The 15,553-nt window shown below is 47.0% G+C and carries 11 protein-coding genes; all 11 read right to left on the bottom strand.

Annotated elements, in window-relative coordinates; genetic code table 11:
* Nucleotides 1–515 precede the first annotated feature (515 nt).
* Nucleotides 516–2,018 (bottom strand): lysine--tRNA ligase, encoded by a 1,503-nt coding sequence (gene lysS, locus IV64_RS07220; protein WP_157061086.1) that lies wholly within the window; start codon nt 2,016–2,018, stop codon nt 516–518.
* A 101-nt stretch (nt 2,019–2,119) separates the two neighbouring features.
* A complete protein-coding gene (dusB, locus tag IV64_RS07215) occupies nt 2,120–3,133 on the bottom strand; it encodes a tRNA dihydrouridine synthase DusB (RefSeq protein ID WP_057706587.1) in 1,014 nt (337 codons plus the stop codon).
* Nucleotide 3,134: 1 nt separating this feature from the next.
* Nucleotides 3,135–4,022 (bottom strand): Hsp33 family molecular chaperone HslO, encoded by an 888-nt coding sequence (gene hslO / locus IV64_RS07210; protein ID WP_057706586.1) that lies wholly within the window; start codon nt 4,020–4,022, stop codon nt 3,135–3,137.
* Nucleotides 4,023–4,117: 95 nt separating this feature from the next.
* Entirely contained in the window at nt 4,118–6,349 is a 2,232-nt protein-coding gene (gene ftsH / locus IV64_RS07205; protein WP_057706585.1) for an ATP-dependent zinc metalloprotease FtsH, read from the bottom strand.
* 100 nt (nt 6,350–6,449) lie between these two features.
* Entirely contained in the window at nt 6,450–6,989 is a 540-nt protein-coding gene (gene hpt, locus IV64_RS07200) for a hypoxanthine phosphoribosyltransferase (protein ID WP_057706584.1), read from the bottom strand.
* A 19-nt stretch (nt 6,990–7,008) separates the two neighbouring features.
* Nucleotides 7,009–8,373: a tRNA lysidine(34) synthetase TilS gene (gene tilS, locus IV64_RS07195; protein ID WP_057706583.1), complete on the bottom strand. Its 1,365-nt coding sequence runs from the start codon at nt 8,371–8,373 to the stop codon at nt 7,009–7,011.
* 537 nt (nt 8,374–8,910) lie between these two features.
* Entirely contained in the window at nt 8,911–9,456 is a 546-nt protein-coding gene (locus IV64_RS07190) for a S1 domain-containing RNA-binding protein (protein ID WP_057706582.1), read from the bottom strand.
* Nucleotides 9,457–9,580: 124 nt separating this feature from the next.
* Entirely contained in the window at nt 9,581–9,979 is a 399-nt protein-coding gene (locus tag IV64_RS07185; RefSeq protein WP_057706581.1) for an FtsB family cell division protein, read from the bottom strand.
* Between the two features lie 121 nt (nt 9,980–10,100).
* Nucleotides 10,101–10,382: an RNA-binding S4 domain-containing protein gene (locus tag IV64_RS07180; protein ID WP_057706605.1), complete on the bottom strand. Its 282-nt coding sequence runs from the start codon at nt 10,380–10,382 to the stop codon at nt 10,101–10,103.
* Nucleotides 10,383–10,384: 2 nt separating this feature from the next.
* Nucleotides 10,385–11,989, bottom strand: coding sequence for a polysaccharide biosynthesis protein (locus tag IV64_RS07175; protein ID WP_057706580.1), 1,605 nt, complete (start codon nt 11,987–11,989; stop codon nt 10,385–10,387).
* 19 nt (nt 11,990–12,008) lie between these two features.
* Nucleotides 12,009–15,545, bottom strand: a complete 3,537-nt coding sequence (mfd, locus tag IV64_RS07170; RefSeq protein WP_057706579.1) for a transcription-repair coupling factor — start codon at nt 15,543–15,545, stop codon at nt 12,009–12,011.
* Between the last annotated feature and the right edge of the window lie 8 nt (nt 15,546–15,553).

The raw sequence follows: 15,553 nt of genomic DNA, 5'->3' as shown, positions 1-15,553 counted from the left end.
CAAGATCAAGAGACCCTACACATTTGATTTGTCGAAACTTTGTTCAGTTTTCAAAGATCTAAATCGTTAAGTTGATTACCTCAACGCAACTTAATCATCGTATCAAGTCATTAGCAACTTGTCAACAACTTTTTATAAATGATTTCTGTTGAAGCTAAGCGGCTAACCGCTTTGTGCGCCTCAACAACGTATACTAATTTACCAATTATCCCTTCCAATTGCAAGCCCCAAATTGCAATTTCAACCAGTAATTATTACCATGTTAGCTTCCCGATTTTTATAATGTACGGATATATCGAATCTGAACGGGCCATTTTGATTTCAAAGCCCCGTTTTCCAGAGCGATAATTCGTCTTTTCTTTATTTTAAAGACCAAAGTAGAAATTAACGTTCGTTTTAAAATAATTGCAACTTTTTCTAAAAATTCCATTTTTTCACCCATAATCGCCGGTTTACAACGCAAAAGCGACTTTGAAATTAGTTTACACTAATCTCAAAGTCGCTTTAAAATTTATTTACGCTTTATCGTCTTCAGGACGCATCGTTGGGAACAAGAGCACGTCGCGAATAGAATCCGCATCAGTCATTAACATCACTAAGCGGTCAATCCCGATACCTAAACCACCAGTAGGCGGCATACCGTATTCCAATGCTTCAACGAAGTCTTCATCAATATGTTCAGCTTCGTCGTTTCCTTCAGTCCGTTCAGCAGCTTGGGCTTCAAACCGTTGCCGTTGATCGATCGGATCGTTCAGTTCACTAAAGGCGTTCGCATATTCGTTACCTAAGATGAATAATTCAAACCGGTCAGTAAACCGAGGGTCTTCTTCATTCTTCTTAGCTAATGGGGAAATTTCCACTGGGTGCCCGTAAACAAATGTTGGTTCATTTAACGTGTCTTCAACAAATTCTTCGAAGAACGCGTTGATAATGTGTCCCACCTTCCAGTACTTTTCGTACTTCACGTGGTGTTCATCTGCTAATTTACGTGCATCTTCTAATGACATTGGTTGCCAGAAGTCGATTCCAGTCTTTTCCTTGATTGCATCTACCATGTGAATCCGATGGAATGGTTGGTTGAAATCAACCTTTTGATCGTGATAAGTCACAATCCCATCATCGGTAACAGCTTCTGCCGCCGCCTTAAAGATGCCTTCCGTTTCGTCCATGACGTCGTGGAAGTCAAAGTAAGCCACATAAGTTTCCATCATCGTAAATTCAGGGTTATGTTCACGGTCCATCCCTTCATTCCGGAAAACACGGCCAATTTCATAGACTTTTTCCATACCGCCGACAATCAAGCGCTTAAGGTGTAATTCCAGCGCGATCCGCAAGTATAAGTCGATGTTCAAGGCATTGTGATGGGTTACAAACGGACGAGCCGCCGCACCACCAGCCTGGTTATGCAACATTGGGGTCTCAACTTCAGTGAAACCTTGACCATCCAAATGATGCCGAATGGCCGAAATGATCTTTGTCCGCTTCAAGAACCGGTTAAAGCTGTCACGGTTAGAGATTAAGTCCAAATAACGTTGGCGATATATTTGTTCCACATTTTGGAGACCATGGAACTTGTCTGGTAATGGCCGTAACGCCTTAGATAAGAACGTCAATCCAGTTACCTTAAGGGTCAACTCACCGAAGTCTGTCTTGAAGACTTCCCCAGTAATCCCTAAGAAGTCACCAATATCTGAACGTCTGAAAATGTGATAGGTGTCTTCACCAACAACATCTTTCCGGACGTACAATTGCATTTTACCGGAACGATCCCAAATATCAGCAAAGCCAACCTTACCTTTACCACGTTTAGCAAGCATCCGGCCCGCAATCGTTGCGGTAACCTTTTTTGCATCTAAGTCGTCTTTGTCCATGTCCCCGTATTTATCATGCAGGTCCTGAGCCAAATCTGTTCGTTCAAACCGGTGACCGAAGGGATCAATCCCCTCTTCACGCAGTTCATTCATCTTATCGCGACGAACCTTAAGTTGGTCGTTCATCGTCTGTTCTTGTCGTGCCACTAGTGTTCCTCCATTTCTAGTTAGCGTGCATTTAAACCGCACCTAAACAATCACTACATGTTAATTTTCACAGTCACGTTGCAAAAATGCAAGTGAATTCTTCACTTTAACGCTTTCGTTGCCAAATAAGTTTCCGTTTGGGCCGCAAATGCCTGTAAAATCGTCACCATTTCCGCTGACGACTCTGATTCCATCAAGGCAATTTTTGTCCGCGCCGAACGGGGAATCCCCTTCAAGTAGTAAGGCGCCTGTTCACGAAATTCGTGTGCGCCTCCCCGTTCACCTTTCAGAGCCACTAATCGGCGCAAATGTTCCTGTGCCGTCGCCATCTTTTCGACCGGTGTTGGTGCGGGTAACAATACCCCCGTCTCCAAGTAATGGGCCGTCTGCTTTAAGATCCACGGATTACCTTCAACGGCACGTCCCATCATAACGGCATCCGCACCGACTTCCGTTAACATCCTTTCAGCATCTTGCGGGGTCCGAACATCCCCATTACCCATAAACGGAATGGTTAGCGCATCGGCCACCTGCTTCAGGATATCCCAGTCAGCATTTCCCCGGTACATCTGTTTCCGGGTCCGCCCGTGCATGGCCAGTGCCGCAGCGCCTGCTCGTTCAGCGGCCCGCGCATTTTCAACCGCGTACACGTGTTGGTCATCCCAACCCGTCCGCATCTTGACCGTCACCGGTTTTTGAACGGCTGCGGTAACGGCTGCTACCATCTCATAAACCTTATTTGGATCTAACAGCCATTTAGCACCCGCGTCCGTCTTGACGACCTTGTTAACCGGGCACCCCATGTTGATGTCAATAATATCTGCCGTCGTCTGCTGATCGACAAACTTGGCTGCGTTAACTAAGGTCTCCTTAGAGCCACCAAAAATCTGAATGCTCATTGGGTGTTCCTTAGGATCAACAAACATCATATCTAACGTCTTTTGATTATGGTACATAATGCCACGGTCTGAGATCATCTCGCAAACGACTAGTCCTGCACCAAAATCTTTACAGATCACCCGAAACGCTGCGTTAGTTACCCCTGCCATGGGCGCCACAACTAATCGATTCGGGATCGTCACGTCTCCAATCTGCCACGGTGTGTTTAGGTTCATGCTAAGCATCACCCTTAGAACGTGAAAGAACTGCTTCTAGTTCTGCTTCGCTGAAGCGGTATTCATTACCACAAAAATGACAAACGGCTGTCGCACCATGGTCCTCATCGATCATTTCACGAACTTCATGCTTCGGTAGCGCCATCAATGATTCTGCAAACCGTTCCTTAGAACAGTCACATTCAAACTTGACCGGCATCTTATCCAAGACTTTCACGTCACCATCAAATAACAGGTCCAAAACGTCTTCTGGCGTCTTACCTTCCCGCAAGAGTTGCGAAACTAACGGCATGTCTTTTAGTTTATTTTCCAAAGTATCGATGGCCTCGTCAGTTGCATTTGGCAAAACTTGTACTAAGAAGCCACCCGCAACACCAATCGTATTATCGTCGTTCACAAAAACGGATAAGCCCACGGCCGACGGAATTTGTTCAGACTGCGCCAAATAGTACGTAAAGTCTTCACCGAGCTCACCAGAGACTAAGGCAACTGTCCCGGTAAACGGATCACCGACACCTTGGTCCTTCGTGACCGACAAAAATCCTTCGGTCCCAACGGCACCCTTAACGTCGATCTTATGTTTTTCATTCAACGGTAAGTGGATATGAGGGTGTTGTAAGTAGCCCTTCACCGTCCCATTGGCATTCCCATCTATTACAATGCCACCGACTGGACCGTTCCCGTTAATCTTAACGGTCATCCGTTCGTCACCCTTTAAGACGGATGACGCTAGTAACAACGTTCCGACTAAGCTCCGTCCTAGCGCTGCTGAAGCTGCACTCCAAGTATCGTGCCTGCGTTGTGCTTCCGCAACAATGCCCGTTGCGTTCACAGCGTATGCCCGAAACATTTCGTTACCCGCCACACTCTTTACTAAATAATCTGCCATTTAAATACTCCTATCTCACATTTAATATTCTGCAATATCATACCGCATAAAAAGAGCCGAGACAAAGTCCCGGCTCCTTTATAGCTTGATTTTAATTAAGCTTGGCTATCATCGTTGTTATCTTCTGACTTCGGTGCAGCACTTTCAGCACTGTCCTCGCCTGGCAAACCAGTCTCCGTATCGTCAACGGAAGCATCCGCTGATTTCGGTGCACTAGTTGCTTCAGAAGTTGCTTGTGATTCACTTGGGAAGGTTGGCGCTTCAGAGACGCTGCTTGTTGCGGCAGACGCTGCTGAAGTTGCTTCGCTACTCTGTGAAGTGCCTTCGCTGGCTTGTGACGCTTGCTTTTCAGCTTCGCGCCGTTCCAGTTCACGCTTGGATTCTTCGAAAGTGGCCGCTTTTTCACTAGGAAATTCGCTAGCACTATCTTTAATTGGCATTTCACCAGTCTTAAATAAACTGAGGATTTGCTTTTCATCCAAGGTTTCGTACTTCAAGAGGGCTTCCGCAATCACCTTATGTTGTTCACGGTGTGATTGAATGATATCCGTTGCTGTCTGGTGCGCTTCTTCAGCTAACCGTCGAACTTCGTCATCAATTAATTGCGCCGTGTGCTGTGAAAAGGCGTTTGCGCCCATCCCTTGTTGGTAAGCAGCTTGCTGGTTGGCATTTTCTAATTCAACCGGTCCGAGTTTTTCACTCATCCCGTATTGAGTGACCATGGCACGGGCAATTTGCGTTGCCTGTTCAAAGTCATTAGAAGCACCGGATGACTGTGCGTCAAAGATAATTTCTTCGGCGGCACGACCACCCATTAAACCAGCCATCTGTTCCTTAGCATCACGTTTCGACATCAACATTTGATCTTCACGTGGCAACATGATGGCGTAACCGCCAGCACGACCCCGTGGCACAATCGTAACTTTATGAACGACCCGTGCATCGTTTAAGACCAACCCGACAATCGTATGACCAGCTTCATGGTAGGCAACGGTTTCCCGTTCCCGCTTGCTGACCACGCGATCATGCTTGGCTGGACCAGCGATAACCCGGTCTTCAGCCTCATCTAAGTCAGATGCGTCGACTTGTTTCTTATTCCGACGAGCAGCTAATAAAGCCGCTTCGTTCAATAAGTTTTCAAGGTCGGCACCCACAAACCCAGGCGTTTGCTTAGCGATTTCTTTCAAATCAACATCGGCAGCCAATGGCTTGTTCTTAGCGTGGACTTTCAAAATGGCTTCACGGCCCTTGACGTCAGGACGACCAACCAAGATCTTCCGGTCAAAACGACCTGGACGAAGTAAGGCAGGGTCCAAAACATCAGAACGGTTAGTCGCAGCCATGACGATAACACCTTCGTTACCCGTGAAACCATCCATTTCAACCAACAATTGGTTCAAAGTTTGTTCACGTTCATCATGACCGCCGCCCATACCGTTACCACGTTGCCGCCCAACGGCATCAATTTCATCAATAAAGATGATTGACGGTGCGTTCTTCTTAGCTTGTTCAAACAAGTCACGAACCCGGCTAGCACCAACCCCGACGAACATTTCGACGAAGTCAGAACCAGAGATTGAGAAGAATGGCACGCCGGCTTCACCGGCAACCGCTTTGGCAAGCAACGTTTTACCAGTACCCGGAGGCCCCTCGAGAAGTACCCCCGATGGGATCCGAGCGCCCAATGAAACGAACTTGCGCGGATCTTTCAAGAATTCGACAACTTCGACCAATTCTTGCTTTTCTTCTTCTTCACCAGCAACATCTGAGAAACGAACTTTGTTTTGTTTACTGTCGGCTGGTTTAGCCTTAGTCTTACCAAAGTTCATCACACGATTGTTACCGCCACCCTGACCGGCTTGTCCCATCATCATATAGAATAGGAATACAAACAGGATCAATGGCGCGATATACATCAACAACGTGACCCAGATCCCGCTAGATTCTTCAGCTTTTGCCGTCAAATTAACGTTGTGTGTAGCCGCCAACTTAGAAACGCGGTCGACCGTCGAATTGTTTTCCAACATAGTCGTTGAAAACGACGTGGTCTTCGTTGAAGCACTCTTAATCCCTAACGCGTTAGCGGAAGAAGTTGTTTGTGCCTTACGATATGAACCGGTTACTTTGTAGACGCCACCACTAGGCTGGATGCTAACGTTCTTAACGTTATTCTTGTCTAATTGTTTGACAAATTCGCTATAGCGAATATTTTGGGTCTGTGAGCTGGAATTCCCACCGAAAAAGAAGTAGATAATCCCCATCAAGCTTAAGAAGATCAAAATATAAAATAAGCTATTACGAAAGAGTCCATTGCGTCGATTGTTCATATGTGCCTCCTTCATCGAAACTTTTTATATACTATTAAAAGCATGGTACTATACTTCGATAGTCTAAATAATAGCACATTTGACTATCATTGACCAATTATTAATGCTCATAAATTTTTGGCTTAAGAATTCCGACATACGGTAAGTTACGATAGCGTTCCGCATAGTCTAATCCGTAGCCGACGACAAACTCGTTTGGCACTTCAAACCCAATGTAATCAGCCTTAATATCCACGAGGCGCCCTGCCGGTTTATCTAGCAGCGTGCAGACCTTTACAGAGTTGACGTCCCGTCGTTTTAACAAGTCCACCAAAAACTTCAGTGTCCGACCAGTATCAATAATGTCTTCGATAACTAGCACATCGCGGCCAGTGACATCCGCATCAAGGTCCTTCGTTAGCTGAACTTCACCACTTGAGATGGTCTCATTACCGTAACTGGACAGGTTGATAAAATCAAGATCCGCATAAACGTCCATCTCCCGGATGATATCCGTTGTGAATAACACGGCACCCTTGAGTACGCAAATAATTAGTGGGTTCTTGCCGGCATAAGCGGTCGTTAATTCTTTTCCAAGTTTCTGTGCAACCTGATGGATATCCTCGCGACTATAAAGTACTCGTTCAATGTCGTTGTTCATCGTTTCAGATGTACTCCTTTCAACTCTCATGTTTTAAGGCTAAAAATACTGTTTGCGTTCCAAAGTCATGGGCACGATAAGTAAACTTATGCCCCACGACCCATAAGGCCTCGCCCCGTGCGTTCACTAACACGTAGATTCCATCGCGCTGATTAGCCGGGACCTTTTGATTAATCAAGATCCGTCGAATCGACTGGTGACCGCCACCCCGAAGTGTGAGCTGGTCACTCGCCTGCCATGGTCGAAAGTAAAGCGGCCAATCCGTATCCGTTAATCGCAAGGGCTGGGCCGTTTGCTGGGCCGTTTGCTCAGTCATCCGCGTGAATAAACCCACAGTTTGAGTTGCAGTTATTTTCTGCCATTGGTTTAAGTCTACCATAGTTTTTTCACCGGGCATTAACTTTTTAACCCTTTTTTTATGTGGTTGAACATCAATGGTACCAACCCTTTTCACCAAGTCCACGTTCCCACTTATTTGGCGCTTCCCGGTCGGCTGGTTTTCATTTTGAATCCAGTGTCGTACGGGGGTTAACTTATCTTCACTAACGAGCTGCCCCGTCCGTTGTTCAAGCCAACCTTTCAAAACGGGAACTTGCCACTGTGGTAATACTTGGTTAAATGCAACCAGTTTCAAACGACTATCCGCCCCGACAACCGTCGGTAATAATTGTGTCACCATGGCTTGCTTTGCTTCCAATAAAGTCTGCAACTGTCGTTCGTACGCCGCAACGTGCGTCAACAGTTCAGGATTAACCGCTAAAAGTTCGGGGACTACCCGGTGACGGATTCGGTTACGCGTCAGCCGCACGTCTTGATTAGTCACATCTTCAAAGAACGTGACTTGATGCGCCGCCGCATATTTGCGAATCTGCGGTTTGGACCACGTCAACAGCGGACGCACGAGTTGGCCGGATGCAAAGGGCCGCCGTGGCCTAATTCCCGTCAGTTGCGCCAGGTCTCCTCCGCGAGCTAGCTTCATTAAATAGGTCTCAGTTTGATCATTTGCATGGTGTGCGGTCAGCACCGCACTCGCATGGGTGGTCCGCATCACCTCAGTGAAAAACTGATACCGAAACGCGCGCCCAGCTGCCTCGACACCGGTAAGCGGGTGTTGTGCGACCGACCAATCCGCCAGTCGTAGTGTGAGGTCATGCCGTGCACAGTATGCCTGCAAAAATTCCGCTTCGCGTTGACTTTGCGCTCGCAAATGATGGTTAACGTGTGCGACCACGATTTGCGGCCGTTGCGCGACGGGCAGCCGCTGCAATAACGTTAGCAGCACCATTGAGTCAACACCGGTCGAAACGGCGACGACCACCGTCACATCTGGTTTAAGTAACTGCGCGCGTGCCAATTGGCGATTAAATTGTTGAACTGGGGTCATTAAATCACCTCTCACTTAATTTCAAAGCACAGTGTCTTGATCTTAACATTGTCCAATCAGTCGTCATTTTCTGAAGATTGAAAGTTAAATTTAGGGATTGATTACCGTTGTATCAGTATCCAAACTCAAATTGGCTACTTGTGAGTTATTCCGGCTGCCACTGATGACAGCTTCCGATTATCCGATAATAATAACAAAGCTAATTTAGCGCAGGCGGACAGAATTGATGTGCTGTGTCGGCAACGGTAGCCGATGATTTTCGTCGACTACCGTTGCGGGGCGATTCAAAGACGTGGGCTGGCGGCTTTGAATCGAGGTCGCAGACCGCACTTTGGCTGGGACCGCCCCCCATAGCACATCGGTTCTGTCCGCCGAAGCGGATAATTTAGGAATAACTATCGCCATTGTTACGGTGTTAATAGCAATTTTAGACTTTTCAACCCTTAGTCATCTTTAAAAAAATACGGACGTGACCCATATGCGTCACGTCCGTGCTTTTTTATTTAAATTAAATTAATGGCAGCAAGCTACTGAGTATTAGCTGCGACGACCGCCACGGCCACCACGTTTGCCTTCAGTGTTGCGCTTCAACGTTGCCAACCGGTCTTCACTGTCCTTTAAGAAACCGGACATCAATGAATCAAAGTCTTGTTTCTTATTTTCATGTTGACGTGATTGGAAACGACCACCGCCGTTACCGCCCCGTGAATGGAAATTGTTGGAACGTTCGCGATGGTTCCCATTGCTCTGGTGTTCATTATGATCAGAATGGCCATGATTATTACCCTGGTGGTTCCCACCTTGATGGGCGTTATGATGGTCATTGTGGCTGTGTTCACCCTGTGGATGATCGACCGCTTTACGGATTGATAATCCGATCTTACCATCATTCCCAACGGATAACACTTTGACGGTCACTTCGTCGCCAACACTCAAAACATCGTGGATATCCTTAACAAAGCCATCGGAAACTTCGCTGATGTGTACTAGTCCCGTTTGATTATTACCCAGATTCACAAACGCACCAAAGTTAGTGATCCCAGATACTTTACCAGTGACTTTCGTACCTACTTCAATTGCCATAAAAAAAGTTGTTCCTCCTATGAAATAATGGTTTTAGTATAGCATACTTTGTGAAATACCGAGTTAAACATTTGAACAACGAGCAAAAAGTGGTCTACTTTCAAAAAGAAGACCGCATCCCCGTCTAATTAGCAGTTACGTCAGACGCATTATCATTTGGTAAGCTATAAACCGTTTCGCCGCTCTTCGTGTAATCGTACTTTGAACGCAATAACTTTTGTAAATAATCCTTATTATTGAGTTGCTTGATTTCCGTTTCTAGCTGGCCGTTTTTTTGTTGTGCTTTCTTCAATTTGACCTGACTAGTCGCAACTTGCTGATTCACCTGATGCAAACTTACTCGCGTATTGATCAGCTGATAGCCAAAAAACAACATCAACGCACCAAATACTGCCACGATCAAAACAAACCGTCGTTTCCGAACTTGACTGACGCGTTGCTTCTGTCCCTGATGGTCAGTTGCAACTTGCCGCGAATAATCATTATTTAACTGTTTGACGTTATTCCGTGAACCATTCGTCATGCTAGTGCAGTCCTTTCAAATTGGGTTGCCTAAATTATAACAACTTCAACCGGCGGTGTAAACGACATCATTATGATAACATCAATGTTTCGGGCCATTTCAATAAACCAAAGTACCCCGATTAATCGCTAAAAGGTTGGCGATAATCCGTTTTGTAGTCTTCACTAACAATGTCATACATCAATTCAGCATCGTTTTTCTTCGTCGTTTCTAACAACTGGGTTACCTTGACAGTCAACGTTTTATTACCAAAGCCAATGATTAATTCGTCATCGACATTAACGTTACTGGAAGACTTCGCAACCTTACCGTTGATCTGAATTCGACCCTTATCCGCAATTTCCTTTGCGACGGAACGCCGCTTAATAATCCGAGAAACCTTTAAAAATTTATCTAGTCGCATACTCATGAATGATGTTCCTTTCCTTTTGCAACGGCTTTGATCAAGCGTTTACCATATGGCAATACGAGCCACTCGCGAATTGAGAACAACCGCGTGGCGACTGCTCCACCAACGAAGACAACAACGCCGATCACCACACCAATTAGTGTAATGATTCCCGCAGTTCCCCGGTTATTGGCCATGGCAGGCCCGACTAAGGCTTGAATCTCGTGGCTGGTAAGCAATACCACGATTCCCATCCCAATACTAATGGCTAGTAACTTGATCACATAGCCGCTTTCTAATAACACTTGTTGTAAATCATCCGGTGACCCTAGCCACATGATGATAAACATCACCAACAGACTAAGCACCGTAGTGAAGCTCGCCCCGTTAATCCCGTAACGGACGACCAACGTGTAATTCAAGGTTAACTTAATGACCAGACCAGCAATGATTCCAATGATCATCGCCGAATACTGGTTCAAACTCTGGAGCACGCTCGTATAGGTCGTAATCAGCGCGGCAAAAATAATGCTGATTACGTAGACGCGCAACGCGGTCGTCCCTTCCAATGAACCGAACAATAGCCGGTTGATTTCAGGCATCAAGACGATTAAGCCGACCGTCGCCGCCATCGATAGTGCCAAACTCACGTGGACCATCGCCTGAGTGTGTCGTTTAAATTCAATTAATTGTCGCTTAGCTAGCGCATTCGTTAACGCCGGCAACAACGTGGCTGAAAACGAGGTTGCCACCACCAATCCTAATTGAACGAGTGGTTGGCCCCGATCGTAGACCCCTTTGAGGGACTTCGCCACGTCAGGTAATTGCCCCTGGGTCATCAATCCCTTCATGACCGAAAATGAATCGACTAATTGTAGCAAAATGACCACAGCGGCTACCAGGCATAACGTCCCGCCTTCAATAATGAAGCGTTTCGTTAATTTACGGTAGCTTGGTAAGGGGTGCGTTGCCAGTGGCGCGGGCGCCAACAGGTATTTTAATCCAAAGCTGGTAAAGACAAGCGATGAACAGATTGCCGCAAACGCCGCCGAGCTCATTGCCCACGTGCCCATGTGGTAATCATCCCAGCCGCGGTGAATACTAAAATACGCGGCCATGATAATCACACCGACCCGGACCACTTGCTCAATTAATTGTGAGACAGCGGTGGGGCCCATCAAGAACTGGCCTTGATAATACCCCCGCCCCGTAGCTAACCACGGCATGAAGATAAACATCCAGGCGACCGCGCTGACAATCGGCGCTAGCCGGATGTCACCCATCCGAATCGCAATCCAATTAGAACCTAGTTGTAGTCCCAAGAAGAGGACCAACGACAGCCCACTTAAAATATGAAACGCGCGCCGCGTCACTAACGACTTACTCGTCTCATCAGGCTGCTCTGCGACTAACTTTGAAATGAAGTTGGGAAACCCGTTTAACGCAAACGTCATCCCGATACCATAGATCGGATAAATTTGCTGATAAACGTAAAAACCGGTATTTCCCACCATGTTTTGTAATGGAATCCGGTATACCGCACTCAAGATCTTGGCCACTAATGACGAAACCGAGAGTATGAGGGCACCCCGGAACATCGTGTTCAGGTGATCCTTTGGCATAACAAACCCCTTCTACCGATTACTTGACCGGTGCGTTGACCGCCGTATCAGCGGGGATCAAGATCTCCCCTAACTGCTGAACGAACTGGGTCAGATCATTCAACCATTCTTTTGTTTGCATCTTTGGTTGAATCACTAATTTAACCTTCATTTTATCATCATCGATTCCGACTGTCGCTCGTAATTTGATTTTTGCCAACGCTTTAAAGATATCTTTAGTATCTAGTTTGGCAGTTCCTTGTTTGGACAAGGTCAAATGCAAGTCGCCATCCGTTCGTTGAATCTTTTCAATTAAGGCGTTATCAGCGAGCATTTTCAGCTTACCGACCGCAAGTAGGCTCGCCACTTCATCCGGATAATCGCCAAAGCGATCCATTAAGTCGTCCTGAACTTCCATGTACTGATCATTATTTTCTAACTGGCGAATCCGTTTGTAAATTTCAATCTTTTGCCGTTCGTCTTCAATGTAACTCGTCGGCAAGTACGCTTCGATTCCAAGTTCCATCGTCGCGTCCGTCTTGACCTTCGCTTGTTGGCCACGTTTCTTAGCGACCGCTTCTGACAACATCTGGGTATAAAGGTCATACCCAACGGAGTCAATAAAGCCGTGTTGTTGCTTACCTAGCAAGTTCCCGGCACCCCGAATGGAAAGGTCACGCATCGCAATCTTGAATCCCGACCCCAGCTCGGTGAAGTCCTTGATGGCCTGCAACCGTTTCTCACCAACTTCGGTTAAAACTTTATTTTGTTGATAAGTGAAGTAAGAATAGGCGACCCGGCTACTACGACCAATCCGGCCCCGTAACTGGTACAACTGCGATAAGCCCATTCGGTCAGCATTTTCCACAAACAACGTATTCACGTTAGGAATATCGACCCCGGTCTCAATGATCGTCGTCGTCACGAGGACGTCGTATTCACCGCGAATAAAGTCGTACAAGATGCCTTCTAGTTGTGACTCCGGCATTTGCCCATCGATGTGTGCTACCGCGGCGTCTGGAACCAGGTCCTTGATTTGCGCCACGACCTTTTCAATATCGTGAACGCGATTATGCAAATAGAAGACTTGGCCATTCCGCTGCATTTCCCGCTCGATACCTTCCTTGATCACACCAAAGTTTTGTTCCATGACGTAGGTCTGGATTGGGTACCGGTTCGTCGGTGGCGTTTCAATCACCGACAGATCCCGCACGCCGAGCATCGACATGTGCAAGGTCCGCGGAATTGGCGTGGCCGTCAACGTTAACACGTCCACACTCGCTTTTAACGATTTGAGCCGTTCCTTGTGTTTGACCCCGAAACGTTGCTCTTCATCAATAATCAGCAGGCCTAAGTCCGCAAAATTGACGTCTTTAGATAGGAGCCGGTGCGTCCCAACGACAATGTCTAGTTCGCCGTCCTTTAATTGTTGAACGGTTTCCTTCATTTCTTTGTTGGTCCGGAAACGCGAAAGCATCCCGACATTCACCGGATACCCTTCAAATCGATTCAGCATCGTTTCGTAATGTTGCTGTGCCAAAATGGTTGTTGGTACTAAGAACGCCACCTGCTTACCAGCTTCAATCGCCTTGAAGGCTGCCCGTAACGCAACTTCGGTCTTACCATAGCCCACGTCACCAACCAGCAACCGGTCCATTGGCTTAGGACGTTCCATGTCATGCTTAATTTCATTAATACTGCGAATCTGATCCGGGGTTTCTGGGTACGGAAATTCATTATCAAAATCATCTTGATAACTGTCATCCTTTGGAAACGCATATCCCTTCTCAGCTTCCCGCTTAGCGTATAGCTCGACTAATTCGTCCGCAATGTCTTCAATCTTGGCCGCAACTTTACGCTTGGCCTTGGTCCATTCCGTCCCACCTAACTTGTTGATGTGGGGCGTCTTCGACTCTGACGAAACGTATTTTTGAACTAAGTTCAGTTGGGTGACTGGAATAAAAATTTTTGCGTTGTTCTGATAAGCAATCGTGATGTAATCCTGGTGCACGCCATCGACTTCGAGCGTTTGCATCCCAACGTACTTCCCAATCCCGTGGTTCACGTGCACAACAAAGTCGCCCGGTTTTAAATCGGTGTAACTCTTCAGCCGTTCCGCGTTAGCTAAGGTCTGGCGTCGTGGCCGCTTTTTGGCCACCTTTTTGAACATCTCTTGCTCGGTGATAACGACTAAGTGCCCGTCTGGAAATTCAAACCCATTTTGCAGGCTGCCTTCAACGATCTGAACGACGCCGGCTTGTAAGTTCTCCGCCTTAGTCATAATCGCCTTGATTTCAAAATCATCGAGGGTGTTGCTGACCTTCGTTAAGCGTTCCGCTTCCGAAACCATCAGGACCACGGTCTGCTTGAGCTTATGCCACCGGTCAAGCTCCGTTTTGAGCGTTGGCAGTTGACCAAAGAACTCTTGCATCGGCCGGGTCCGCACGTTAGTCACTTGGGCTAATTTGACGTTTCCAATACCCTTTTGAAATAGCGACACTAAGACTTGCGCGTGTTGATCGTCGCGCAATAAGTCGCGCATCTCGTTACCGTAGTTCGCGGTCGACAAGACCCGGTGATGAGCCAATTGGTCCGTAACCCAATCAGCCTCTTGCGTCAGTAACTGCTGCTCGCTATCCAAAATCCGAGAGTACTCGTCAAACACCACGACGCCGTCCTTAGCGACGTAGTCAAAAATACTCGTCTTGCGATCGTATAAATAATCGCCATACAGGAGCAGGTCGCTTCCAATCAGACCCTTTTCCATATCTGACAGCGGTTGTGCCAAGTTATCCACTAACGTCTGCCGTTCAGCGGGTTTCAACTTTTTGTTTTCCGCAGCCATCGCGGTCTTCAACCGTTTAGCACCGGCTTGCAGCATTTCATTGGTCAAAATAAAATCAGTTGCCGGTAAAACCGTATAAGCATCTAAATTTTCAACCGAACGCTGCGTTGCCGGATCAAAATACTTCAACGTATCAATTTCCGTATCAAATAAATCCAACCGGACGGGATAATCGGCATCCAGCGGATAAATATCCACAATTGACCCCCGGACCGCAAAGTCCCCGGGACGGGCAACCAACTGTTCTTTAACGTAACCCATGTCGTGTAACTGAACTTGAACCTGCGTTAAGTCGAGGTCGTCGCCAACTTTTAACGGTAACCTTGCCGCCTTAAATTGTTCGACCGGTGGCAAGAACCGCCGGGCACCAGAAACCGAGGTCACAACGATGGCTGGCTGATCACGCAGTAACGCGTTAACCGCCTGAACCCGTTGTGCCCGGTACTCTGGAGAACTCGTGGCAATTTCTGAAGCCATCATTTCTTCGGCTGGGAACAAGAAGACTTGATCATCATCCAGCAGACTCGTTAAGTCATCGACCATCTGACTGGCATGAAACAAGTTGTCCGTCACGATCAATAAAGAATGTGTCAATTGATGAAATAACGCGCTTAAATAAACCGTCCGGGCGGAACCGTTCAAACCGGTTATTAACTGCCGGCTCTTCGGACTAATGCCCGCTAAAATTGTTTGAAAGTCGGGCGTTTGCTCAACAATCGCTTCTATATCCATGTGACTGC

Source organism: Lactiplantibacillus xiangfangensis, assembly GCF_001438845.1.
In the GTDB taxonomy this organism is placed as follows: domain Bacteria; phylum Bacillota; class Bacilli; order Lactobacillales; family Lactobacillaceae; genus Lactiplantibacillus; species Lactiplantibacillus xiangfangensis.
Note: the sequence above shows the minus strand (reverse complement) of the source record. Positions and strands in the feature narration are given on the sequence as shown.